The organism is Marinobacter sp. NFXS11 (assembly GCF_040148675.1).
Lineage (GTDB): Bacteria > Pseudomonadota > Gammaproteobacteria > Pseudomonadales > Oleiphilaceae > Marinobacter.
Map to the genome: position 1 here is coordinate 15,798 of NZ_JAGDDV010000001.1, position 25,008 is coordinate 40,805.

The 25,008-nt window shown below is 57.8% G+C and carries 24 protein-coding genes and 1 tRNA gene; 12 read left to right on the forward strand and 13 right to left on the reverse strand.

All coding sequences use genetic code 11. The annotated features are described in order from the left end of the window. Positions 1-2 precede the first annotated feature (2 nt). On the forward strand, positions 3-1,082 hold the full coding sequence (locus tag J3362_RS00070) for an efflux RND transporter periplasmic adaptor subunit (RefSeq protein WP_349517553.1): 1,080 nt from the start codon (positions 3-5) through the stop codon (positions 1,080-1,082). Then, a complete protein-coding gene (locus J3362_RS00075) occupies positions 1,082-4,108 on the forward strand; it encodes an efflux RND transporter permease subunit (RefSeq protein WP_349517554.1) in 3,027 nt (1,008 codons plus the stop codon). Before J3362_RS00070 ends, J3362_RS00075 begins: the two co-directional genes overlap by 1 nt. 16 nt (positions 4,109-4,124) lie before the next feature. Here the strand turns inward: J3362_RS00075 and astE are convergent, their stop codons facing one another. From astE to J3362_RS00105, 6 genes are all read right to left on the reverse strand, one after another. After that, complete coding sequence (gene astE, locus J3362_RS00080) at positions 4,125-5,180, reverse strand: succinylglutamate desuccinylase (protein WP_349517555.1); 1,056 nt, start codon at positions 5,178-5,180, stop codon at positions 4,125-4,127. A 160-nt stretch (positions 5,181-5,340) separates the two neighbouring features. Further along, positions 5,341-6,063, reverse strand: a complete 723-nt coding sequence (locus J3362_RS00085; RefSeq protein WP_349517556.1) for an ABC transporter permease — start codon at positions 6,061-6,063, stop codon at positions 5,341-5,343. 3 nt (positions 6,064-6,066) lie between these two features. Then, a complete protein-coding gene (locus J3362_RS00090) occupies positions 6,067-6,771 on the reverse strand; it encodes an ABC transporter permease (protein WP_349517557.1) in 705 nt (234 codons plus the stop codon). Positions 6,772-6,822: 51 nt separating this feature from the next. After that, positions 6,823-7,575 (reverse strand): transporter substrate-binding domain-containing protein, encoded by a 753-nt coding sequence (locus tag J3362_RS00095; RefSeq protein WP_014578262.1) that lies wholly within the window; start codon positions 7,573-7,575, stop codon positions 6,823-6,825. Positions 7,576-7,675: 100 nt separating this feature from the next. Continuing rightward, on the reverse strand, positions 7,676-8,446 hold the full coding sequence (locus J3362_RS00100) for an ABC transporter ATP-binding protein (protein ID WP_349517558.1): 771 nt from the start codon (positions 8,444-8,446) through the stop codon (positions 7,676-7,678). Between the two features lie 155 nt (positions 8,447-8,601). Beyond that, the gene (locus J3362_RS00105; protein WP_349517559.1) at positions 8,602-9,360 is read right to left on the reverse strand and encodes an FCD domain-containing protein; all 759 of its coding nucleotides are present in this window, start codon (positions 9,358-9,360) and stop codon (positions 8,602-8,604) included. 344 nt (positions 9,361-9,704) lie between these two features. Between J3362_RS00105 and dctP the strand changes: the two genes are divergently transcribed. The 8 genes from dctP (at position 9,705) to J3362_RS00145 (ending at position 17,876) form a co-directional block, all read left to right on the forward strand. After that, positions 9,705-10,751: a TRAP transporter substrate-binding protein DctP gene (dctP, locus tag J3362_RS00110; protein ID WP_349519226.1), complete on the forward strand. Its 1,047-nt coding sequence runs from the start codon at positions 9,705-9,707 to the stop codon at positions 10,749-10,751. Between the two features lie 100 nt (positions 10,752-10,851). Next, entirely contained in the window at positions 10,852-11,556 is a 705-nt protein-coding gene (locus tag J3362_RS00115) for a TRAP transporter small permease subunit (protein WP_349517560.1), read from the forward strand. Next, positions 11,553-13,085 carry a TRAP transporter large permease gene (locus J3362_RS00120; protein WP_064230042.1) on the forward strand — a complete coding sequence of 511 codons (1,533 nt, stop codon included), beginning with the start codon at positions 11,553-11,555 and terminating at the stop codon, positions 13,083-13,085. Before J3362_RS00115 ends, J3362_RS00120 begins: the two co-directional genes overlap by 4 nt. A 22-nt stretch (positions 13,086-13,107) precedes the next feature. Then, a complete protein-coding gene (locus J3362_RS00125) occupies positions 13,108-13,533 on the forward strand; it encodes a GlcG/HbpS family heme-binding protein (protein WP_008169282.1) in 426 nt (141 codons plus the stop codon). A gap of 39 nt (positions 13,534-13,572) precedes the next feature. Further along, on the forward strand, positions 13,573-15,045 hold the full coding sequence (locus J3362_RS00130; protein ID WP_349517561.1) for an FAD-linked oxidase C-terminal domain-containing protein: 1,473 nt from the start codon (positions 13,573-13,575) through the stop codon (positions 15,043-15,045). Continuing rightward, the gene (gene glcE / locus J3362_RS00135; protein ID WP_349517562.1) at positions 15,038-16,105 is read left to right on the forward strand and encodes a glycolate oxidase subunit GlcE; all 1,068 of its coding nucleotides are present in this window, start codon (positions 15,038-15,040) and stop codon (positions 16,103-16,105) included. The genes J3362_RS00130 and glcE overlap by 8 nt, the downstream gene beginning before the upstream one ends. 2 nt (positions 16,106-16,107) lie before the next feature. Then, complete coding sequence (gene glcF, locus J3362_RS00140) at positions 16,108-17,316, forward strand: glycolate oxidase subunit GlcF (protein ID WP_349517563.1); 1,209 nt, start codon at positions 16,108-16,110, stop codon at positions 17,314-17,316. Between the two features lie 119 nt (positions 17,317-17,435). After that, a complete protein-coding gene (locus J3362_RS00145; RefSeq protein WP_349517564.1) occupies positions 17,436-17,876 on the forward strand; it encodes a DUF4124 domain-containing protein in 441 nt (146 codons plus the stop codon). A gap of 12 nt (positions 17,877-17,888) precedes the next feature. On the opposite strand, the gene rhtB is transcribed toward J3362_RS00145, so the two are convergent. Continuing rightward, entirely contained in the window at positions 17,889-18,509 is a 621-nt protein-coding gene (rhtB, locus tag J3362_RS00150; RefSeq protein ID WP_349517565.1) for a homoserine/homoserine lactone efflux protein, read from the reverse strand. Between the two features lie 3 nt (positions 18,510-18,512). Then, on the reverse strand, positions 18,513-19,475 hold the full coding sequence (locus J3362_RS00155) for a calcium/sodium antiporter (protein ID WP_349517566.1): 963 nt from the start codon (positions 19,473-19,475) through the stop codon (positions 18,513-18,515). 189 nt (positions 19,476-19,664) lie between these two features. Between J3362_RS00155 and J3362_RS00160 the strand changes: the two genes are divergently transcribed. Both J3362_RS00160 and J3362_RS00165 read left to right on the forward strand, forming a co-directional pair. Next, positions 19,665-20,105, forward strand: coding sequence for a universal stress protein (locus J3362_RS00160; RefSeq protein ID WP_041645579.1), 441 nt, complete (start codon positions 19,665-19,667; stop codon positions 20,103-20,105). 166 nt (positions 20,106-20,271) lie between these two features. Beyond that, positions 20,272-20,460 carry a hypothetical protein gene (locus J3362_RS00165; RefSeq protein ID WP_349517567.1) on the forward strand — a complete coding sequence of 63 codons (189 nt, stop codon included), beginning with the start codon at positions 20,272-20,274 and terminating at the stop codon, positions 20,458-20,460. Between the two features lie 125 nt (positions 20,461-20,585). Here J3362_RS00165 and J3362_RS19795 read toward each other — a convergent pair whose 3' ends face one another. The 5 genes from J3362_RS19795 to J3362_RS00185 all read right to left on the reverse strand — a co-directional run bounded on the left by J3362_RS19795 (position 20,586) and on the right by J3362_RS00185 (position 24,947). Further along, entirely contained in the window at positions 20,586-20,951 is a 366-nt protein-coding gene (locus J3362_RS19795) for an EF-hand domain-containing protein (RefSeq protein ID WP_502882393.1), read from the reverse strand. A gap of 218 nt (positions 20,952-21,169) precedes the next feature. Next, positions 21,170-21,245: transfer RNA gene (locus J3362_RS00170), tRNA-Phe, on the reverse strand. A gap of 121 nt (positions 21,246-21,366) precedes the next feature. After that, complete coding sequence (locus tag J3362_RS00175) at positions 21,367-21,639, reverse strand: oxidative damage protection protein (protein ID WP_008169302.1); 273 nt, start codon at positions 21,637-21,639, stop codon at positions 21,367-21,369. Between the two features lie 75 nt (positions 21,640-21,714). After that, entirely contained in the window at positions 21,715-22,782 is a 1,068-nt protein-coding gene (mutY, locus tag J3362_RS00180; RefSeq protein WP_349517568.1) for an A/G-specific adenine glycosylase, read from the reverse strand. Beyond that, on the reverse strand, positions 22,782-24,947 hold the full coding sequence (locus J3362_RS00185; RefSeq protein ID WP_349517569.1) for an AsmA family protein: 2,166 nt from the start codon (positions 24,945-24,947) through the stop codon (positions 22,782-22,784). Before J3362_RS00185 ends, mutY begins: the two co-directional genes overlap by 1 nt. Between the last annotated feature and the right edge of the window lie 61 nt (positions 24,948-25,008).

The following is a 25,008-nucleotide window of genomic DNA, read 5'->3' on the forward strand; positions in this document are numbered from 1 at the left end:
TCATGACACCACTTCGAATCCCCGTTGCCATCGTTTCGCTTGCGGTTTTTTCACTGTTTCTGTCGGGCTGTAAAGCCAGTGACGTAGCCCCGGAATCCGGGCAGCAGAAGGTTTCAGTGCGTGTGTCTGAAGTTGCCGGCGGCGAGAGCCAGGATATGCCGCTGCGGTTTTCCGGAATTGTTCGTGCTACCCAGAGAGCGACGCTGACCTTCCAGGTCAGTGGCACCCTCAAGGAGCAGGCGGTGGAGCTCGGGCAGAAAGTGCAGGCCGGTGATCTGCTTGCCAGGGTCTATAACCCCGGCCTGGAGCCGGCCAGGGATTCTGCCCGGGCCCGGCTGGAAGAACTGAGAACCCAGTATCAGCAGGCTCAGCGGGAGTGGGAGCGCTCCAGCCGATTGCACGAGCGCGGTGTGGTGTCCGAACAGACGCTGGAGCAGCTTGCCGCTCGGCGGGACTCCCTGGAGGCGAGCGTCGCAACGGCGCGGGCCTCCCTGGCGGAGGCAACCCAGCTGCTCGAAGAGAGCACACTTCGGGCGCCCTTTTCCGGACGGGTTGAAGCCCTGCTGGTGGAGCGGGACGAATTCGTCGCGGCCGGACAGCCGGTGATGCGGCTTTCCTCGCCCGAGGGCCGTGAGGTAGAGGTGCGGGTACCGGCGTATCTGCTGGATCATGTTGAGCTGGAGCAAACCTTGCCTGTCTGGTCCGTCCAGGACCGCAGCCGCCCGCCACAATCCGGTTCGGTGGTCGAGATTGCCCAGGCAAGTGCCATTCGCGGCGAGCTGCATCCGGTTCTGGTGAGCCTGCCGGTGAATACGCTTGAGCCTGGCGAGCCAGTCGAGGTTGGTATCACGCCGGTGCGGGAATCTGCCATCACGGTGCCCTTGCTGTCGGTGATCCGCAACGCCGAGGGTGTCAGTGTGTTCCGGGTCCAGGATAATGTGGCCTCCCGCGTTGCGGTGGAAGTCGACCGGGTCGTGGGCGAGCGAGTGGTGGTTACCTCCGGCGATCTGTCCCCGGGTGACCTGGTGGTTTATGCCGGCATGACACGGCTGGTGGACGGTGATGCCGTGGAGGTGCGCTGATGACCCACCGGCTTCTGAATTGCCAACGCCTGCTGGGCATGGTGGTTACCATGCTCTGCCTGCTGGGTATTGCCGCCTACAGCACCATGCCGCGCCAGGAAGACCCGTCCTTTCCCTACCGGGCCGGCCTGATCAGCATCAATTATCCCGGCGCCAGCGCCGAGGCCGTTGAACGGCTCGTACTCCGGCCCCTGGTGGATGAACTTCGGCAGGTGGAGGAGGTGGATTACACCCAATCCACCGCCCGTACCGGCGTTGCCATTGTGCGCCTGCGCCTGAATGATGACATCTACGACACCGACCCCGCCTGGGATCGTGTGCGCCAGGCCATGGAACGGGCGAAACAGGACTTCCCGGACGATGTGGGCCGGATGGTGCTCGATGATCGCCTGATTGATATTCCCGCCATTGTCATGGCCGTAGGAGGCTCGCCGTCGGTCACGGAATTGTCCGGTGTTGCTGAACGGCTGAAGCAGAACCTCTCGGATTTGCCGGGGGTTTCCCGGATTGAGCTTGAAGGCGATGCCGACGAACAGATTACCCTTGCCCTGGACGATGCCGCGCTCTTCCGGCTTGGAATCTCCCCGGCGCGGGTGTTAGACACACTGGCGCGACGAAACCAGACCATTCCCGGCGGCTTTGTGGTGGTCAATGGCCGCCGCCTGTCGGTCCTTCCCAACAGCGAGTTTGCGGATATTGACGCCATCCGCGCCACGCCCATTGAACTTCCGGATGGCTCACAGGTTCCCCTGGCCGCGGCAGCGGATGTCTGGCGTGGACCAGTAGAACCCAGACAGCCGGAAACCTGGTACGACGGCGAACGGGTGGTGCTGGTCTCCATCATTATGGAAGAGGGCACCACCGATGCGATCCGCTTTGGTCAGCGGGTGCGCGAACGCATGGAGCAGATCCGCGGAGACTTTGAACCCTACGAAATCCGGGAGATGTTCTTTCAGCCGGACAAGGTAGAGGAACGGCTCGATAACCTGGCCTGGAGTCTGGTGCTCTCGGTGCTGATCATCGTTGCTGTGGTTTTTACCGGCATGGGCATTCGAATGGGCCTGCTGGTGGCCTCGATTCTGCCTATGGTCGCCCTGATCAGTGTCGGGCTCTACGATCTGGGCGGTGGTGTTCTGCACCAGATTGCAGTGATCGGTATGGTGATATCCCTCGGTATCCTGATCGACAATGCCATTGTGATTGTTGAAAACATTCAGGGCCACCTGGATGAGGGCATGCGCCGTCTCGATGCCCTGCGCCAGGCCGTCAGCGAGCTGGCCGGCCCGCTGGGTGCCTCAACGGGAACCACGCTGGCGGCCTTCGCACCCCTGCTACTGGCCAAGGGCGGTGCCGCGGATTTCACCCGTGGCGTGCCGGTCATGATCATGCTGACGCTGTCAGTCAGCTACCTGCTCGCGATCTCCGCGGTGCCCCTGCTGGCAGCCAGATTCCTGAAACCCCGCCGCAAGGCCGGGCAGGACCGTCTGACGGGCTTGGCGCGGTTCCTTGGCGGCCTGGTGTCCCGTTACCCCGGGAGACTGATTGCCGCGGGCGCCATACTAGTGGGAATCAGCGTTGCCATGACCCCCTTTATGGCCCAGCAGTTTTTCCCCAATGCCGACCGCCCCCGGGTGATTGTCGAAGTCTACATGCCCGAAGGCACCGACCAGGCCCGCACCGCAGAGGCAACCGCAAGCCTGGAACGAATTATCCGGTCACAGCCTGATGCCCTGGAGGTTCACCGGTTTGTGGGCTTCACCGGGCCGTCCTTCTATTACAACCTGCAGCGCGCGCCCCAGGCGCCGAACCGGGCCCGGCTGGTGGTCACCACACCCACACTGGAAGACACCACCGGCATGATTCGCTGGATCCGAGCCCATGTGAAAGAACAGATGCCGGAGCTGGATGTGACCGTGGGCATACTCGGGCAGGGGCCGCCAAGGGCTGCGCCTGTGGAAATTCGGGTCTACCACGCCAACAACGGCACCCGCGTAGAGGCGGTGGAACAGATTTTCAGTATCCTGCGGGGCGTCGAGGGTACGGTTGATGTCCGCCACGACCTGGATATTGGCGTGCCCAGCATTGCCATCAACGTTGACGACGCCACGGCTGCCCGATATGGCCTGACCCGCGCCGATGTGGCCCAGAGCCTTTATGGCCAGAGCTTTGGTGTGGTGGCTGAGCGCTATCGCCAGGAAGAGGATCCCATCCCCCTGGTGCTGCGTTCCCGCGAGGGCACGGCCCTGTCGCTTTCACGGTTGCTGTCAGTGAACATCTACAACGACCGGGGCGACGCCGTTCCGCTCTCAGCAGTGGCGACAGTGGATACCACCTGGGAACCGGCGGCTCGATACCTGCGTGATGGCGTAAGAATGAACACCGTCACGGCTAATCTCGAAACCGGTTACAGCTTCAGCCAGGCCCTGGACGGCCTTTACGCAGGGCTTGAGAAAAACCCGTTACCACCGGGGACCCGCATGGCCATGGGCGGCGACGCCGAAGGCTCCGGTGAAGCCAATACCGCATTGCTCACCGCAGCCCCCATCGGGATGCTGTTGCTGCTGTTCTTCCTGCTGCTGCAGTTCAACTCCTTCCGCAGGGTTGGCATTATCCTTCTGACGGTGCCGCTGGCTACCGTCGGTATTTTCCCCGGATTGGTGCTGTCCGGCTCACCCTTCGGTTTCCAGTCTCTGCTGGGCGTGATCGCCCTGGTGGGAATCGTGGTGAACAACGCCATTGTTCTGCTGGACGTGATGGACCGGGAACTGGAGAAAGGAAGAGACATCCGCGACGCCATGCGCAACGCGGTAGAACAGCGAACCCGCCCTATCCTGTTGACCACCGCAACCACCGTGGCCGGCCTGCTGCCCCTGGCGTTCTCAAGCTCCACGCTCTGGCCGCCCATGGCCTGGGCCATCATCTCCGGCCTGCTGGCTTCAACGTTACTGACTCTGCTTGTAATCCCGGCTGTCTGTACCCAGTTGATCAAAGTCAGTGTGCCGGAACCTGAAAACGCCCCGGCCTGAGCAGCGGAACCCGGGGTCAGATGAAACGTTCATCTGACCCCGTTTTTGGCTTGATCATCAGCCCAACTCTGTGGCCGACGGGCACGTCCGGATTGGGAAACACAATCGCCTCGGGGGAGTGCCCCACCCGGTAGCTGGTTTCGTCATCCTCCCAGATGACCGTGCCGGGCTGGTATTCGGTAAAATTAGCGACGTCATCCGGAATATGGAACCGGAAGTTCTTCCCGGTATTCAGAATCTCATGCACCACCTCGAACACCGTCAGATAGTCGAATGGTGGCTGCGGTGCGGGCGCAGACTGCCCCTGGAACCGACGCCGCAATGCATCTCGAATCCCCGAGAAACGCCCCAGATCATTCTGGCCAAACGGGCGCACTTTCCCCAGCTCCACGGTGAAACTCTCAGCCTTCAGGAGTGAAGAGGAAAACGATGAAAACGTCGTACCGGCCTTGTGCTGCAGCAGAAGCGTCTCAACCTCCGCCTCCAGCATGAAATCACACTGGTCTACTGGAACCGTTCGACTCTCAACAAACGGATACAGCGCAAACCGCTCACGATGAGAAGGGCGAATGGCCGTGTGCAGATCGTAGTGAGAAAGCGCCTGAGGGTTCGCCATGGCAAACTGCCGGCAAGCCTCCTCAAGCTCCTGCGCCCGCGCAGCCTCGGCCAGCCCGTCATACTCGCTTCGCCCATGAGCACCGTCGAACAGCCTGTTAAGGTTCACTTCCAGAAAGCGTTTTCCAGCCACCATCGCCGGCGGGTTGCCCAGAATCAGCAGAACCGGGCAGGCCAGTTCCCACTCGCCATCAATCAGCTCGGAAACCAGTGCGTTCAGAACCTCAATGGGTGCCGTCTCGTTCCCGTGAACACCTGCGGAAACAATGATGGCTTCGGCATTAGGATTGCTGCGGTTAGCGGGAGGCACAATGTCCAGAACGCCCGCGGCCTTGCGGCTGATTCGGGTGCCATCTGGGAGAAGGGATTTTACCTCCGGGAGGTCTGCGTTGGCATTATCCAGTGTATGGGACAGCCAATCAGGGGAACTGCCAAATAGATCCGCACTAACGGTCATGGGGACTCCACGGAAAAAGTTTGAGGGCGGTTGGCGGGTGTCTTCCCGGGAGTGTCTGAGGCCATGGATGGCCTCAGTCAAGCGCACATGGACGTGCTCGTAGCGTCTCCCGGGAAGACACCCGCCAACCGACCCGGCACCAAACTGGAAGCCAAGGGGGTCAGCCGCTAACCGGCCGCTGATGCTTCAGCAGATGATTTTCGAGTTTGCGGAACGCGAACACCAGAATAAACGTGAGTGCCATATAGCAAAACGCCACAAAGATAAACGCGTCAAATGGCGCATAGAACCGCGAGTAAATGTTACGGGCCGCCCCGGTCAGATCCACGATGGTCACCACACTGGCAATCGCACTGGCGTGCAGCATGAAGATCACCTCGTTGGAGTAGGCCTGCACCGCCCGCCGCGCTGCACTTGGCAGCACAATCCGCCGCATCCGCATAAACCAGCTCATGCCATAGGCTTTAGCTGCTTCAATTTCACCGTTAGGCGTCGACACAATCGCACCGCGGATAATCTCCGTGGTATAGGCCGCCGTGTTCAATGTGAAAGCCAGCAGGGCCGGGTAGAAAGGCTCCCGGAAAATCTCCCACCAGAAGGTTTCCTGAATGCCCTCAATCTGGGCCAGCCCGTAATAGATGATGTAAAGCTGGATCAGCAACGGTGTGCCGCGGAACAGATAGGTGTAAAGCCACACCGGGCCAGACACGAACGGGTTGCGAACCGTCCGGAGGATGGCCAGCGGAACCGCCACCAGCAAACCGATAACCAGGGACAGAAACACCAGATGTACGGTAGTCACGGCGCCATCCCAGTATTCCATGATGGTCATGGCGGTAAAGATTTCGTTCTGGTTCAGCCACTCGGCAATGAAATCAGGCATCCGTTAACTCCCCTGAACCACGCCGACATTGGCTCGTTTATCGAGCCACTTGATAAACAATTCAGACCCTGCCGTGAGGGCCAGGTAAACAAACGCCACCGGAATGAAAAAGTGGAACGGCATGCGCTCCGCCTTGGCAGCTTCTTCCGCCACACGAACCATGTCCGTCAGGCCGATAATGGAAACCAGGGCGGTGGTCTTTAGCAGAACCTGCCAGTTGTTGCCCAGGCCGGGCAAAGCATGGCGCATCATTTGTGGCAGCATGATTCTGCGAAAGGTATGAAAACGGGTAAAGCCGTAGGCGCGGGCAGCCTCGATCTGGCCGGTTTCAACCGCCAGGAAAGCGCCGCGGAAGGTTTCGGTCATGTAGGCGCCGAAAATCAGCCCGATCGTTACCACGCCGGAGATAAACGGGTCGAACTGAAAGAAAAAGTCGATTTCGTAAGTTTCCCAGATGTAATCCGAGAGCATATTCACTGCCACCTGGCCGCCATAGTAAAACAGCAGCATCATAACCAGGTCTGGCACACCGCGAATCAGTGTGGTGTAGGTAGTAGCGATACCCTTGGCAACCCGGCTTTGGGACAGCTTGGCAGACGCGCCAACCAGACCCAGGGCAACCGAGAGGGCTAGAGACAGGAAGGCCAGTTCAATGGTGACTATTGCCCCATCCAACAGGGCCGGGCCATAGCCTTTCAGATCAAGCATGGGAATGTCCGGTAAGCAGGGGCGGCCCTGACGGGCCACCCCTCGGCAGATTTACATCTTGATGTCGTAAGCGAAGTACTTCTGCATGATGGTGTCGTAGGTACCATCTTCCTTCAGGGTGCGAAGGGCCGCATTCACTTCTTCTGCAAGATCGGTGTCGCGCTGGCGCATGGCAACACCCACGCCTTCGCCAAGCTTGACCGCTTCACCAACTTCCTTGAAGCCTTCCTTGGTGAGAACAGTCTGCTCGCCCACCGGATAGTCTACGAACACGACATCGAGGCGCTGGCCTTCAAGGTCCAGAACCATGTCGTCTGCGGTGGTGTAGCGCTTGATGGTGACAATGCCACCCATGTTTTCAGTCACGTAGGTGTCCATGGTGGTACCGCGCTGAACGCCAACGGTCTTGCCTTCCATCGCACTCATGTCAGTGACGTCGGTGTTGAAGCTCTCAGGACCGAACCAGCCACCCGGGGTATTGTAGTACGGCTCGGAGAACAGAACCCGCTCTGCGCGCTCCGGCGTAATCGACATGGAAGACATGATCAGATCGAATTTACGCGCCAGCAGGCCCGGAATCATCCCGTCCCACGCCTGGATCACGAATTCGCAGTTGGCGTTCATTTCTTCACACATGGCTTCGGCCAGTTCCACTTCGAAACCGGTCAGTTCACCATTCTCGTCCTTGTACTCAAACGGCTCGTAAGGCACGTCGAACGCGATGCGGAGATCCCGCTCCTGGGCCTGTGCGCCACCAGCAATCAGGGCGAGGGCGCAGCTTGCTGCAAAAATCATTTTTTTCATGTGTCACTTCTCCAGTGGTTTGCCTTTTGGGCTTTATTTTTGATGGAAGTTTTTGGTTCCAACATTTTATTTCTTCACCGGTTCAAGATAGCACCGAGTGTCAGAAGTTGGGAGTCAGGAACTGCTTCATGCGTTCCGAATCCGGATGATCAAACACTTTTTCGGGGGTACCCTGTTCCTCGATCACGCCCTGATGCAAAAACAGGACCTGACTCGACACGTCCCTTGCGAATGCCATCTCGTGGGTAACCACGATCATGGTGCGGCCTTCCTCAGCCAGGCCTTGCATGACCTTCAACACTTCGCCCACCAGCTCCGGATCCAGCGCCGAGGTGGGTTCGTCAAATAGCATGACTTCCGGTTCCATGGCCAGTGCCCGCGCAATGGCCGCCCGTTGCTGCTGGCCGCCGGACATCTGGGCCGGGTAGTAGTCCTTGCGCTCGTAGATACCCACCTTGTTCAGGTAGGCTTCGGCGCGCTCGATGGCTTCCTTCTTGGGTACCTTCAGCACGTGAACCGGGGCTTCAATGATATTTTCCAGAACAGTCATGTGAGACCAGAGATTGAAGCTCTGGAAGACCATGGAAAGTTTTGCGCGGATCAGTTCAACCTGTTTGTTATCGGCAGGAATACGTTCGCCCTTGCGGTTTGTTGTGAACCTTATTGGGTCGCCGTGCACGATAATGTCGCCGGAGGTGGGTGTTTCCAGCAGGTTGATACAACGCAGGAAAGTACTCTTGCCCGAGCCGGAGCTGCCGATGAGGGAAACCACGTCGCCTTTGCGGGTCTCCAGTGAAATACCTTTGAGCACCTCAAGCTGGTCAAAGGTCTTGTAAATGTCCCTGCAGATCAAAGGCGCTTGGTCCGCCATGGGTGACTCCTGGGGCTGTCATTCAAAGGCGCATGTTTTACGGACTGTGGATGCGGAAATCAATCCCTTTAAGGGAGCGTTTTACCGAATTTCACTGCCGTTCGATGCATGACATTGTGGTCGAATGATTGTGTGATGCAAGCTTTTTGCCATGCTCAGGCTCCTGCCCGCAAATGATCGCTCGCGTTGTCCTGTTCAATGGGCAGCCTGATCAGTTTGCCTCCGTCTTTCTCCATGTCTCTCATGGCCTCACTGACAAACCGTACGTGGGCCATCGCCACCTTCTGGGCGTTGGCCGGCTTGCCAGCGATGACGGCCTCATAAAGCTGCCGGTGCTGGCGGACGATTTTCTTCCGCATTTCTTCTCTTGGGTTCAGGTTGGCAACCGAGGCCTGAACGGTCAACAACATCATGTTTTTCAGGCTGTTGAGCACGTGCACCAGTACCGGGTTGTGGGATGCTTCGACAATCGCAAGATGGAAACCATGATCCAGCCGGGCGTTGCGAAGCGGGTCGGTATCCTCAAGCGCCCGGAACGCCTTTGTAATGCGATGCCGGTCGAGCCGGGTTGCCCGCAGAGCAGCGAGATAGGCGGCCTGGCCTTCCAGTTGTTCGCGTACCTCAAGAAGGTCGAAAAGTGTGCGGGGGTGTCCCTCGAAAAGATGCATCAGCGGACTCTGTTCGCCCAGCTCGCTGGCGCCGGGCACCATACTGGCCACAAACGACCCCTTGCCGTGGCGGGTATCAATAACGCCGCGGCCCTGAAGCTCATGCAGGGCTTCCCGAATCACCGCGCGAGAAACGCCCAGGCGGGTCGCCAGTTGGCGTTCGGACGGTATCTTCTGCTCCGGAGCCAGCCCGCCGTCGAGAATAAGGCGTTCCAGCCGGTATGAGATTTCCTGGGAGATTGCCATTTGGGGGCCTGTTTATGCTCTCTGGTCTGACCAGTGAATGCTTCTGATTGTTGGTGTTTCCGTTCTCGCGTGATGTGCGTCCGAGCCCGTTAAATATGGCCGATTCAGAGTATTTCGTCCATTTTTAATACTTCAAAAACTGGTCAGACCAGTGCTCACCGAACTGGACTAAACCCGGATTGGCTACGAATATCGTTCTAATGTCGGCCTGCGCCGGCGTTGCCATAGACGCTGATAAAAACAAAGCCAACGGAGACGTTTCGATGAATTCGAAGAATAACATCCGAAATAGCTGTGACACTGGCGAGGCCCCACCTCGCAGAAGTTTCCTCAAGACAATCGCCATGGGCGCCACTCTGGCAGGCGCAATGCTCATGGGCGCGGGTCAGGCCCAGGCTGCTACTACGTGGAAAATCCAGTCCACCTGGGACGCGGGTACGGTGGGCTACACGCTCTTCGAGGAGTGGTGTAAGAGTATCGAGGCCAAGTCCGGCGGAGAGCTCAAGTTCCAGTGCTTCCCGGCCAAGGCGGTTGCTGCCGACAACAACGCGCTGTTTGACGCTGTTCGTAACGGCGTGCTGCAGGGTATGAACCCGTTCACCCTATACTGGGCCGGTAAGATTCCTGCTTCTGTCTTCCTGTCCTCTTATCCAGCTGGTCCAGATCAGCCTCATCAGTGGGACACCATGTTTTACTCCATGGGCATGCTGGAGAAGACCCGGGAAATCTACAAGAAGTTCGGCCTGTTCTACGTTGGCCCGATCCAGCACGACGCCAACATTATCCACTCCAAGCAGCCTGTTAACAGTCTTGCAGATCTCAAGGGCATGAAAATCCGTGTCCCAGGAGGCATGGTTGCCGAGGTTTTCCAGCAGTTTGGCGTGTCCACGGTCAGTCTGCCGGGCTCGGATATCTTCCCGGCTCTCGAGAAAGGCACTATTGATGCAGCGGACTTTGTAGGCCCTGCAGTTAACTATGAGCTGGGCTTCTCCCAGGTTACCGACTACATCATCTTTGGACCTCCAGGCGTCATGTCTATCTACCAGCCGGTGGATCTGATGGATCTGACCGTCAGCCTGCGTGCCTGGAACTCTATCTCGCCTGAGCTTCAGCAGCTGGTTGAGGACGAGGTTCGGATCTACTCCCAGAAGCACTACCTGGCCATCCAGGCGCGCAACATCGAGGCGATGGAGAAGTTCAAGGCAGATGGCGACACGGTTACCCGTCTGAGCCAGGAAGATCTGGATACCTGGCGTAAGGCCGCGATCCCCATCTGGTTCAACTGGGCCAACAAGAATGAGGACGCACGCGCCATCCTGGATATCCAGCTGAAGTACATGATGAACGACACGGTTGGCTACATTACCGAAGAAGACATCAAGGGCTTCTAAGTTCCAAAGCTCAAACAAAAAACGACACACGAGGAAGGCAGGGTTAGCCGACTAAGGATTAGCCCTCCCTTCCTCGCTCTTTGATCTGGGTGGTAACAACATGTCTGATCTGAGTTCCTTTGGCTTTGTTTTGCCGCACTGGTTCTACTGGGGCTGGCTTGCGGTAATGCCATTGCTCATGATGGCTTGGGATAAGTGGAGCAGTAAGCACGGCGGAGATAACGCCGAGCCAGAGAAAACGGTTTCCGAGCTGCAGTCTGAAGAAGATGATCCTCTTGCTCACTTTGAGTACGAGGGTAACTGGTTTACGAAAATCGTTGACTGGATGTGCGAGAAGTCAGGTCTTTTCGTTGCGTTCTGGACAATCAACGCCGTTCTTTTCTACTTCTTTGAAGTGGTAATGCGATACATCTTTAACATGCCAACGATCTGGGTGCATGAGGCCAGCTTCCTGATCTTCGGCATGCAGTACATCCTTGCCGGTGCCTTTGCGCTGTTGCACGGTGCGCACGTGCGGGTAGACGTTGTCTACAACTTCCTGCCGGTTCGCGGGCGCGTGGGCATGGATATTTTCACCTCCATGTTTTTCTTCATATTTGCAGCCGTTCTGGCTACCACATCCTGGACCTTCTTCCAGGACTCCATAATGATGCAAGAGACCACTGTCGAGACCTGGGGTATCCAGTATTACCCCGTGAAAGGCGTGATGTTTGTGGGCGCAATCCTGTTGCTGCTCGCCGGCTTTTCGAAGCTGCTTAAAGACATCGTACTGTTTATCCGTCTCGGTCAGGAGCGCACATCATGAGTACAACAACTGCAGCGCCCAGCAACGGTATGGCCGGAAAACTGGGTACATGGTTAATGATCATCGCCACCGTGGGTCTGGCGTTTGTCATCTGTGTTGAACTGATCAACATTCTCTTTTACGACCCATGGAGTGATGAGAAATTTCTTTTCAAGCTCTCGGGCAGCCTTTCTGGTGTCGAAATCGGGCCGCTGACCTACCTGATGTTTGGATCTCTGGCTGTAGCCCTGATGATGGGGCTGCCGCTGGCCTTCGTGACCGGTGGCCTTGGTGTCATGTTCATCTATCTGGTGGGTGACGCCATGATGCTGAACATTGTCCCCGGCCGGATCTTCCCACTGATGGCGAACCCGGACATTGCTGCGATCCCTCTGTTCATCTTCATGGCGTCGATGCTTGAACGCGCGGGCCTGATCGAAGAAATGTTCAGCGTGGTTTACAAGTGGATGGGCGGCATCAGTGGCGGTCTTGCTGCTGCAACCATTGTCGCCTCTACGATTCTTGCCGCGATGGTCGGCGTTATCGGTGCCGCCGTTGTCACCATGGGCATCATCGCACTGCCGGCCATGTTGAAGCGGCATTACGACCACAAGATTGCCATCGGCTCCATCATGGCGGGTGGAACCCTGGGTATCCTCATTCCGCCTTCGATTCTCGCGATTCTTTACGCCGTCGTAGCACAGCAGTCCGTGGGCGAGCTCTATCTGGGCTCTCTGTTGCCCGGTCTGATGCTCTCCGGTCTGTACCTGACTTATGTTCTGGTGCGCAGCTGGCTAAATCCGAAACTGGGTCCGCCAATTCCTGTGGAAGACCGGATCAGCCTGAAAGAAAAGCTCAAGCTTCTGGGCAACCTGATTGCTCCCCTTGCGCTGGTTGGTCTGGTTCTGGGCCTGCTGTTCGGTGGTATTGCCACACCGGTTGAAGCGGCTGGTATCGGTTCTTTCGGTGCCATTATCGTTGCGATGATGCACAAGAAGTTCTCTATCGCCGGCCTCCGCGAGGCCTCCGTTACCACCGCAAAAGCGTCTGCCATGGTTCTGTGGATCATGTTCGGTGCATCGGTATTCGTCGGCTTCTACATCCTGCAGGGTGGCCAGCAGTTTGTCACCGACGCCATACTTGGAACCGGTATGTCGGCTTACGGGATCCTGTTCCTGCTGATGGTTTTGCTGGTGGTTCTGGGTATGTTCCTTGACTGGGTTGGTATCCTGCTTCTGGCAGTCCCCATCTTCATTCCGATCGTGAAAGCGCTGGAATTCCCTGGCTTGTTCGGCTTCCCGCCGGTTGCGGGTGACGACGTGGTGCTTTGGTTCGGTGTGTTGTACCTGGTGAACATGCAGATGTCTTTCCTGAGTCCGCCGTTTGGTTACGCACTGTTTTACATCCGCGGCGTTTGTCCTCCGGAAATCTCCATGGGTACCATCTTCAAGTCTTCCCTGGTGTTCCTGGCGATTCAGGCGTTCGGACTGTTCATGTGTGTCCTGATCCCCGGCATCGTAACCTGGTTGCCAGGGCTGGTTTACGGTTAATCAAATCAAGGAGTAAAGCTTTATGTTGACGATCAAACGACTGGACCTTGCCGAGGCGCGCATCCTCATTGAGGGTGCCGCGGAAAAGGCCCGCGAAATCGGCGTGCCCATGTGCATCGCTGTGGTGGACGAATCCGGCAATCTGGTGGCCTTCGAGCGAATGGACGGCGGCAAGATCACCAGTGTGACCATTGCCCAGGACAAGGCCTTTACCGCGGCTGCGGCCAAGAAAGCCACCCATGACTACAACAAGGTGAACGTGCCCGGCAGTCTCGCTTTCGGCATTCATACCGAGGTTGGCGGGCGCATCAGTTCTGTTGGCGGTGGTCTGCCGGTGATCGTCGACGGCGAGGTGGTGGGCGGTATCGGAATCAGTTCCGGTACCCCCCAGCAGGATATGGACTGTGCCCAGGCCGGTCTTGACCACTTTGAAACAAAACGCGGTTGATGACTGTCACACTGACGTAATTCAAACCCAGAGAGTGCTATGACTACCAAGCCGAAAGTCAGCAAAGCCGAGCTGGCGGAGCAGTTCCGGGCGTTTATCGACCCGGACTACGTCATCACCGATGACGAAACCATGAAGCCCTACGAATGCGACGGCATGTCGATGTATTGCGAAATGCCGTTGCTGGTGGTGCTGCCGGAAACCGTTGAACAGGTGCAGCGGGTGATGCGCATCTGTAACGAGAACGCGGTACCTGTGGTGGCCCGTGGAGCCGGAACGGGACTCAGTGCCGGTGCCATGCCCAACAAGGAGGGCGTGGTGCTGTCGCTGGCCAAGTTCAATCGCATCGTGGAGATTGATCCGCTGGCCCGAACGGCAAGACTGCAGCCCGGGGTGCGTAACCTCGCCATCAGCGAAGAAGCGGCCCAGTACGGTCTGTATTACGGGCCAGATCCTTCCTCGCAGATCGCCTGCACCATTGGCGGTAACGTGGCCGAGAACTCGGGCGGCGTGCATTGCCTCAAGTACGGTCTGACCGTTCACAACATCCTGAGCGTGGAAATGGTCACCGCCGAGGGTGATGTCGTGACCGTGGGCAGTGATGGTCTGGATGGCTGTGGTATGGACCTGCTTGCGCTGATGACCGGCTCCGAGGGGCTGCTGGGTGTGGTGACGGAAGTCAAAGTAAAACTGTTGCCCAAGCCGGAAGTGGCCCAGGTTGTCATGGCCGGATTTGATGACGTTCAGAAAGGCGGTGATGCCGTGGGAGGCATCATTGCCCATGGCATCATCCCCGGTGGCCTGGAAATGATGGATGGCCATGCCATTGTTGCGGCGGATGACTTCGCGCAGGCCGGCTACCCACGGGACGCCAAGGCGTTGCTGCTATGTGAAGTGGACGGTACCGAGGAGGAAGTCCACGAGCACATTGCACAGGCCGAGGAAGTCTTTCGAAAGCTAGGCGCCACCTCAGTCCGCACCTCGCAGAGTGAGGAGGAGCGTGCCCTGTTGTGGAAAGGACGCAAATCCGCTTTCCCGGCCGTGGGCCGGATTTCCCCGGACTACTACTGCATGGACGGCACTATTCCCCGCCGCGAAATTGCTTTTGTTCTCACCGAAATGGAAAAGATGTCAGAAGAGTTTGGGCTGCGCGTCGCCAACGTGTTCCACGCCGGCGATGGCAACCTGCACCCGTTGATTCTGTTTGATGCCAACGTGCCCGGCGAATTTGAACGTACGGAGGCCTTCGGCTCACGCATTCTGGAAATGTGTGTGGAGGTGGGTGGCTGCATTACCGGCGAACACGGCGTTGGCGTTGAAAAGATTCGCCAGATGGCGGTGCAGTTCAACGATGAGGAACTCCAGCAGTTCCACGACGTGAAGGCCGCGTTTGATCCCGCCGGTATCCTGAACCCGGGCAAGGGCGTACCGGCTCTGCGGTTCTGTCAGGAATACCGCTCCCTTGAGCACAAACAACACACGCACGAGCATACGGAAGCCGCCCATGGCTGATAATTCCCAACAGTTGAAGGAGCACGTGCTCCAGGCCCGGGACAGCGGGCACAAACTCAATATTGTCGGCGGTGGTACCAAGGCCTTCATGGGCCGGGAAGCCGACACCGATGCCGGAACCCTCAACGTGGGCGAGCACACCGGTATCGTTGACTATCACCCGGTGGAGCTGGTTTTGACCGTCCGTGCCGGCACGCCGCTGAGCGAAATCGAAGCGACTCTGGCTGAAGAGGGTCAGTGCCTGCATTTTGAGCCACCCCATTTTGGTGCCGCGTCCACTATCGGCGGCACCCTGGCCTGTAACCTTTCCGGTCCGGGACGCCCCTGGGCCGGCTCGGTGCGGGACCAGGTTCTGGGTATCCGGTTGCTCAATGGCAAGGGCGAACATCTTCGCTTTGGTGGTCAGGTAATGAAAAACGTGGCCGGTTATGACGTATCACGTCTTCAGGCCGGTGCCCTGGGAACCCTGGGCGTGATCACTGAAATCAGCATGAAAGTGATGCCGAAACCTGCCGCCTCCCTGACCCTGGTTCAGGAAATGAGCATGGACGAGGTGGTTCACTATATGAACAGCCGGGCGGCCGAGCCCAAGCCCATCACTGCCGCCTGCTGGGTCGACGGCAAGGTTTATCTGCGCCTGGCCGGTGCGAAATCCGGTGTGGAAGCCACCGCTGAAAAGTGGTCCGGCGAGGTGATGGAGCAGGGCGACCACTTCTGGCGACAGGTGCAGGATATGCACCACGAATTTTTTGCCGGTAACGACGTGCCTTTGTGGCGCTTCTCCGTTGGTTCGACAGCTGCCACACCGAAACTGGAAGGTAACTGGTTTATCGACTGGGCTGGTTCCCAGCGCTGGTTCCGTGGCGCCGGTGAGCTGAAAGACCTGGAGCCTGCCGCCCGTGCTGCCGGTGGCCAGGTCAGCCTGTTCCGTGGTGGCGATCGCACCGGTGAGGTGATGCATCACCAGCCGGAGGCCCTGAAGGGCATCCAGCGCCGTATCAAGAATGCCTTTGATCCGGACAACATCTTCAATCCCGGACGTTTATACAGCTGGTTGTAATTATGCAGACGAATCTGGTTCAACAATTTGCCAACACCAAGGAAGGCCAGGAAGCCGAGTCCATCCTGCGGGCCTGTGTGCATTGTGGCTTTTGCACCGCTACCTGCCCGACCTATCAGGAGCTGAACGACGAGCGTGACGGTCCTCGTGGCCGGATCTACCTGATGAAGATGTTCCTGGAAGGGGCGGAAGTTACCGAGAAAACCCGTGAGCACCTCGACCGCTGCCTGACTTGCCGCAGCTGTGAGACCACCTGTCCGTCCGGTGTCCAGTACGGCCGCCTGGTGGACATCAGCCGCGGCCTGATGGAAAAGGAGATGCCCAGGGAGCCAAAAGACAAGTGGTTGCGCTGGGCCCTGGCGCGGGTGATTCCCAACCGCCAGTTGTTCGGCTTACTGCTTCGCCTGGGGCAGGTGTTTCGCCCGGTATTGCCGGAAAAACTGCGCACAAAGGTGCCGCCCAGAAAGCAGGCGAGCCCCTGGCCTGCGGCCAGCCACAGCCGTATCGTGCTGGCATTGGCGGGCTGCGTGCAGCCTTCCGCCACGCCGAACACCAATGCGGCCGCCGCCCGGGTTCTGGACCGGCTCGGTATTACCATGGTGGAAGCACCCGAGGCTGGCTGCTGTGGTGCCGTGAACTACCACCTTTCCGAGCATGAGAAAGGCCTGGAAAGAATGCGCCAGAACATTGATGCCTGGTGGCCCGCCATCGAAGCGGGTGCGGAATCGATCATAATGACGGCTTCCGGCTGTGGCGCCATGGTTCAGGATTACGGCCATCTGTTGAAAGATGATCCGGTCTATGCCACCAAGGCCCAGAAGGTAAGCGAGCTGTGCACCGATCTTGGCGCCTTCCTGCTTAAACAGGATCTGGAGAAACTGAAGGTGCGCCAGGATCCAGGCAAGGTGGCGTTCCATTGTCCCTGCACCCTGCAGCACGCCATGAAGCAGAGCGGTGTGGTTGAGCAGGTGCTGACACGGGCGGGTGTTAACCTGGCTGCGACCAAGGACAAGCACCTTTGTTGCGGGTCTGCTGGCACCTATTCGGTGACCCAGCCGGAGATGAGCCAGAAGCTGCTTGGTAACAAACTGAAGGCTTTGACCGTCGACAGTCCGGACCGCATCGTGACCGCCAATATCGGTTGCCAGATGCACCTGGAAACCAAGTCGCCGGTGCCGGTGCAGCACTGGATTGAACTTCTCGACCATTAAAACCGAAATCGGGGCCGGATGAGGTGTTCATCTGGCCCCAGAGTTTATCTGACCCCAAGCCCCGAACTTTTTCGCTATACTGCCCCACCAAATTACCGAACCACAGGGAGTGGAACCGTATGCCAAGGATGATGGCTGGTCTTGTTTTGTCTTTTTCGCTTGTCGCAGTAGCTAATGCCGAGGTCTATACCTGGATCGACGGCCGTGGTGTAGCGCACTTCTCCGATTATCCTCCGGGTGACATTCCGCACAAACAGTTGCAGGTGCAGCCGCCTGTTACAGTCCCGATGTCTGAGAATCTCAGGCAAGGAAAGCGGGTGTCCGGAATTCGCAAAGACGTTGAAGGCCTGCTTGCCTCCGGCCGCTCGGGAGGCTCCGGAATCACCGAGAAAGCAAAGGCTGAGGCCGAGCTTGAGAAGACGTGCGCGACTTACCGAAGCAAGCTGGGGCGGATTCAGTCCAAACTGCGGGCGGGCTATAGCAACGACAGGGGGAATACCCTGAGGCAACAACGCAGGACCCTCAACCAGAAGCTGAGTCGGGAATGTATCCTTCGTTGAACGGGTTAGTGGTCAGGCGCGCTTGAAGCTGGCCAGTGCGACAGCAGCGGTCACAAACAGGCCGCCAAACACGCGGTTCATTTGCCGCTGGCGCCGGGCTGTGGTCATAAACCGGAACAGCTGGCTTGCCAGCAGGGCGTAGCCGAGCATTACCAGGCAGTCCACCAGAATCAGTGTGATGCCCATGGTGAGCAACTGCGGGCCATGGGGTGCGCCTGCTACCAGAAACTGTGGAAACAGGGCCACCAGAAAGACCGTGGCCTTGGGGTTGGTGAGGTTCACGAACACGGCATTCCAGAACCGCTTGTACCCGCTAACGGGCTGACGGTCATCGTCCATGGATTCCATCACAGGCTCTCGCCATTTGGAAATGCCCAGCCAGATCAGGTAGGCAACACCCAGCCATTTGATAACCGACAGGGCGATGTTGGAGGACGCAATGAGGGCGCCGAGCCCGGCACCCACCAGCAGAATCTGGATGCCAAAACCAAGCTGCAGCCCCATGATTGCCGGCAGCGATCGGCGAACGCCGTAACGCATACCATTACTCATGGTATTGATCGCTCCTGCACCCGGGGAAACACTGATCAGAACGGCTGCAACAAGGAAGGTCAGCCAGGCTGCAAGTGACATGATTTACGCTCCCGAAAAAGCCAAGAGATACACGGTATAAGCGGTGAAGGCAAGTAGCAGGGCGCTCCCTTCAAACCGGTTGATACGTCCGGGCCCGCGGAAGCCATAGCACATGGCAAACAGAACCAGGGTGAGGGCAGCCATTACCGGGAAGTCACGGGTGAGCACTTCTGGCGCCACCGGCATGGGGGCAATAAGCCCCGCAATGCCCACAACGGCCAGGGTGTTAAACAGGTTGGAACCCAGAATGTTGCCCAGGGCCAGATCGTGTTCGCCTTTGTGGGCGGCAATGATGGATGAGGCCAGTTCCGGGAGTGAGGTGCCAACGGCTACGATGGTCAGGCCGATAACCAGATCGCTGATGCCAAAAGTAGTTGCCAGATCAACCGCACCCCACACCAGTATGCGGGAGCTGACAATCAAAAGCAGCAGTCCGACCACCAGCCATAAAATGGCTTTGCGCACTGGCATTGCGTGCACTTCTTCGGTCATCTCCTTAGCGAGAGCATCGTCTGGTTGCCGAAGGCCCTGGTAGATGCTCCAGCCAATCAGTACAACAAACGCCAGCATCAGGCCGATGGCATCCATCCGGCTCAGATCCCCGTCCCACAGTTGCCAGCCGGCAAAGGCGGTGACCAGAATGAGAATGGGCAGCTCCTTTCGCATGACCTGGGAGTGAACGGCGATCGGCGCCAGCAAAGCTGTGATGCCCAGAATCAACGCAATGTTGGTGATATTCGAGCCATAGGCGTTGCCCAGAGCCAGACCGGGATTGCCCTGCGAGGCTGCCAGTGCAGACACGGCCATCTCTGGCGCAGACGTGCCGAAACCCACCACAACCATACCGATGAGCAGCGGCGGCATTCCGAAATGGCTGGCCGTGGTGGCCGAGCCTTCCACAAATTTGTCTGCACTCCACACCAACAGAATCAGACCCGCGATGATCGCCCCAATGGCCATCAGCATTTCAATCACTCCTCATCGTCAATTGCCGTCTCGGCAGCGCAAGAATCAATGGTGCCGGAGGTTCCGGCAATAGGTATAAATGCGCTTCGATCATAATACCGATCCCGCTGTAATTGATTTCAATCAACCCTCGTATGGCCGCAGCAATGTTAGGTTGGTTAAACATTGATCAGGAAAGGAGTTGATGACATGGCAAATGGAAATCAAAGCATTGTAGTCGCGTGTGACGGCTCGGAGCATTCATCACACGCCGCCAAAATGGCAGCGGAGTTTGCCAAAGCGACGAACCAGCCACTCAAACTGCTTGCCGTATTCCCCGGTACCAAGCTCGAGAGACTGATCGTAAGTGGCATACCGCAGAGTGACATTGACGAACAAGCCAGCGAATACGGACGCAAGGCATTTGATGCCGCGAAGCAGGCGGTAAGCGGGATTGTTGAGCCGGCGGAAGAAGTCCTGCTCAAGGGTGACCCGGCCAAGGAGATCGTTGAATACCTCGATGAACATCCCGGCTCCCATATGTTTCTGGGGCGCCGCGGCGACTCTACGTTGAGAAGCCTCACTCTTGGCAGTGTGAGCGAGAAGGTCGTCAGGCATGCCCATCGTCCAGTGACGGTAGTTAGTGAGTAAATGACAAAGGAAGTTATAGATTTTAAAGCCCGCTCAACGCGGGCTTTTTCATTTCTGATCCTCAATGCCCTCCATGTTTCGCCACAATTCATGCGAAAAACAACCGAGATAGCTCTGTGCCAGAGACTTTATGCTGACCGGGTAAATTCAACGAAACGAGGTGGCTATGAAGACTGCAGAGTTGATTGAGAAGTGGCTTGATAAGTGCGACCTGGCGAGACTGGCCCAGGAGCGCTACAAAGAAGACCCGAGCCCCACCAATTACTCGGAACTGAAAAGGGCCATGTGTGAGCGACGGCTGATGGAAGAGCGTATCGATCCAAGAGCTAGCCATGCCCAAAGAATCTCAGCATGAGTCGGATTTCTCGGGCGTCAGAAACAACAAAACCCGCACAAGGCGGGTTTTGTCTGAATTCTTAATGGTGCCCGTAGGGCACCACTTTCATGTCTCATCAAATTGCGCGTAGGCGAACCCAGAATTTATTTCTTCACGTTCATGTTATTGCAGTGGGCGCGGAGCTCCAGACTGCTTATCCTCCCATCACCATCTGCATCGGCAAGTTGAAGAAATCTCGATCCGAATTGCACGGTGTCAGTGTTAGAGCTTTCGTCAAATGAGTCTGGAACATTACCGCAGGCGAGGTCTTCGGTGATTCCGCATGGGCGCAGGTATACGTGTTCAGAACGGTCGATGTAACCGTTACCATTGCGGTTAATGCATTCAAACAGTCCTTTGGAGCTCACAGATGCGCTGGAAGTTTTAAGCGTTGGTTCGACGCTGTTATTGACGCATCCAGCTACCAAAAGAGAAACCGTTAAAGATAGGGTTAGGTGGAGATTTCTCATGGTAATGCCCTCTGAAACCTTGCATTACTGGTGTTGGGAGCCAAAAACAAAGGATAGGTCAATGTCGCTAGGGGCGCCAGACATACCTGTGCTGTAAATGCGGGGCTGAGAGACCAGAGGTTGGCAGGGAGAAATATGAAGTGTTTGTGGTGGATGTGCCGTAGGGTGGCCTGGAAACAACAAAACCCGCACAAGGCGGGTTCTGTCTGAATTCTTAATGGTGCCCGGAGGCGGAATCGAACCACCGACACGGGGATTTTCAATCCCCTGCTCTACCAACTGAGCTATCCGGGCGTGTTGCGCTACTGCTGTGCAACGGGGCGCTATTAAACCGGTTTCGATGTTTTGAGTCAAGGCTAGGCCGGAAAAATTTGTGAATCTTTTCAGGCATGCTCAGGCTTTGATCAATCCGGGGTTATTGTTCCGGTGGAACGTAGCCTTCGGCCTTGTCGAAAGGTTCGTTGTTGAAGAAATGTTCCATCTGCGCCTGCAGGTACTTGCGGGTGTTCGGGTCCATCAGGCTCAGGTGTTTTTCGTTGATCAGCATGGTCTGCTGGGCCTGCCATTCTTCCCAGGCCTGCTTCGAAATGTTCTCGAAGATATCCTGTCCCTTGGCGCCGGGCATAGGCGGGAAGTCCAGGCCTTCCAGTTCTTTCTGGTATTTGCGGCAGAAAACAGTACGGCTCATGGTGGCTCCTGTTGGCAAATGTTGCTGGCGGTGATGATAACAGATCGTTGCGGCTGAGGGGGCCAGCGCACTGGATCAAAGCAGGGCCGCTTGCTCCGGTTCGGTAAGCAGCGACCGGATTGGAGCAGGCAGGCCGAGGTTCAGGGCTTCATGGCGGTGTAGCCATTTCAGATGATCCTTGTCTGCAACCGTGTTGGCGCCGCCGGTGACGTTCAGTCGGGCGGGCTGTATGTGCAGGTGGTAATGGGAAAAGGTATGTCGAAAGCCGCTGATAAGCTCTGGTTCTGCGCAATCCAGCCCCAGGCTCTGTTCGCAGGCTTCCTGAAGCTCATCGGCTCCGTAGGCCGGGTCCAGTTCCGGCAGGCTCCAGAGGCCGCCCCAGATGCCACTGGGCGGGCGACGCTCAAGCAGAATGCGCCCCTCGCCATCCTCAAGAATCACCATCCAGGTGGATTTCTCCGGCTTGGCCTTTTTCGGTTTGGAGCCGGGGTAGAGTGAGGTTTCACCCTGGGCGTAGGCTCTGCAGCCCTCTTGCAGCGGGCAGCTCTCGCAGGCCGGGCGGCTGCGGGTACACACCATGGCGCCGAGATCCATAATGCCCTGGGTGTAGTCGCGCACCCGCTGTTCCGGAGTGTGCTCTTCGGCCCGTTGCCATAGCTGGTTAAGCACGACTGTCTGGCCGGGCCAGCCGGGTATGGCATGGTAGCGCGCCAGCACCCGTTTCACGTTTCCATCCAGTATGGCGGCGCGAATGCCGAAGGCCTGGGCCAATATGGCGGCCGCTGTGGAGCGGCCAATTCCGGTCAGGGATTCAAGTTCTTCCTGGGTTTGTGGAAACTCACCTCCAAAATCGTGAACCACCGTTTGCGCGGCTTTCTGCAGGTTGCGGGCCCTGGCGTAGTAACCAAGGCCGGACCAGTGGCTGAGCACATCATCCACCGGGGCTTTGGCCAGGGCATGGACGTCCGGGAAGCGTTCCATGAACGCCTCGAAGTAGGGGATAACGGTGGTTACCTGGGTCTGCTGCAGCATGATTTCGGAAACCCACACACGATAGGCATTCCGGTTGTGGTGCCACGGCAGGTCATGCCTGCCGTGGCTGTCGTACCATTGGAGCAGTTTGTTGGCGAAGCTGTCCGGCATCAGTTGAACAGTCCTTTGAGTTTGTCGCCGATCTGTTCCTGCACCTTTTCTTTAACCTTCTCTTCCGCCTTGGCTTTTGCCTTGTCCACTTCCTCCCGGGCTTTCGCCTTGGCAGCATTTTCGGCGATGGTCTTCAGGGTGTCCCGGAAGCGGGAGCCGTCAAAGGAGCAAAGCCCTGCCGGGTCCTCAGCGAAGTTGCCCCGGCACTCCACCGGAATAACTGCATTTTCCACGTATTCGGTGACGCGGCAGGCGTTGTCCCTGTGGATCTCGCCGACGACTCTCAGTCCTACTTCGTAGTCCAGCTGGCTCTGGGCCATATCGACAGTGCCATTACCCTCAAGGCGCATACCGGCCAGTGCCGCCACCAGGTCTGTGTTGTTGAGGGTGTTGCCGTTGATGTCGAGGGTCCCGCGCATGTCGTTGAACGGTGTGCTGGTGCCCCAGTCTGTGGTTGTCAGCTCATCCTGGTTGACCAGGGCGATGCCCTGGCAGGCCATGCGGGTCAGGTTCATGCGGCGGAACTCGCCCTCTGCGAGGTTAAAGCTGATCTGGCCGTCAGCATTGCTGCGCAGTGCCGAGATCCGGTTGCCAGAGGTGTTGGCGTTCACTTTGAGGTTTGCCCCGCCGGCGAGCATATCCACTTCTGCCAGATCGGTGAGCAAAGGCAGGGTCTGTACATTGGTTACGTCTGAGCCAACGGTCCATTTCGGATTGTCGCTGCGGGCGTCGATGGTCACGTTGGCGCCAAAGCTGCCTTCGTAGAGTTTGCCGCTGAATTCATCAACTTTGAGCAGGCCATTTTTCGCGGTGGTGCTGGCCTTGATTTCGTTGATGGTCAGGTTGCTGACGATCAGTTGGCCGAGACCCAGGTCAATATCCAGCAACAGGCTGCGAACGGTCTCCAGGGGCAGAAGGTCGCCTTCGGGTCCGGCTGCAGCGGTTTCCTGGGATGCGGGTGCTTCCTCCGCCTCTCCTTCCGCTTTTGGTGGCAGGTATCGGTCGGCATTCAACTGGTCGCCCTGGAGCTGGAAGACAATGCCACTGTCGGCCAGGTTGTAACTGCCGGAGCCGTTGAAGGAAGTGTCATCCAGTTTGATGGTCAGGTCGGTAAGCTCCACCTTGCCGGCGGGGCCGCCAATACCGGTGGAGAAGGCGATGGCTTCAAGTACGTCCGGATCGCTGGTTTCCACCGGGGGCTGGCCGAGGTTGTTCAGAAGATCCTTCAGCGAGAACTCGGCGATGGAGATCTTGCCGCTCAGGGTTGGCTTGTCGCCGAATCCGGTAACGTCAAGATCGGTCGACAGGTTCAGGTTGGCCAGGCTGGCGGTAAAGCCGCTAAGGTTAGCGGTCTCGTTTTCCAGGTTCGCCCTGGCAGAGCCCGCCAGTTCAGCCGTGACCTCTTTGCCACTGAACGGCTCTCCGGTCATGTCGAACACGGCATTCAGACCGGATACGGCGAACTCGTTGAGCGCCTCGTTGGCGGCGAGGCGGGCGCTGATATTGCCATCCACTTCAAACGTGGGCTGGGTGGTGGCTACCCGGAACCCGATTTCCAGCGGGAACTCGGAGCCCAGAGTAATGTTGCTGGCGTTGACGGTGAAGTTCTCCAGCGTGACGGACTGGCCGGTGCTCTTGTCGGTGTAGTGCACCTGGGCGTTGCTGATCTGAACGTTTTCAACGTTGAAGTTCAGAGGCTCGCCGCCTGCGCCCTCGCTCTCCTGTGCCTGTTCATCCTGGGCTCCGGCTGTTTCCTCGGTTGCCGCTCCCGCCGCCTTCTCGGGCATGATGCGGGTCCAGTTGCCGTTGCCCTGTTCGTCCACTTCGAGTCGGGCGTCCAGCCCGTCCAGTACGAAGGTATTCACCCTCGGGGACATGGCAATCAGTGACCAGAAATCAATCTGGGCCACCAGTTGCTCAAGGGCAACAAAGCGGTCACCTTCCAGGGTGGCCTCTACGGAATTCAGCTCAAGGCCAAGTGGGATAAAAGACCAGCCGATGTCGCCTTCAAGGACCAGATCCAGGTTCGTGGCATCCTCAACGGCCTGTTCAATCTGCGGTTTGTAATCGTTGGGGTTGATCACGGCCATGGCGATGGCAACGGCAGCCACGGCAAGAACGATCAGTGCAACGATGGCAATCAGCACATAACGGACGGCTTTCATGATTCAGGCTTCCTTCCTATTTTTAGGAGCTTGCAGTATTCGCTGTGAATACCGACGCTAA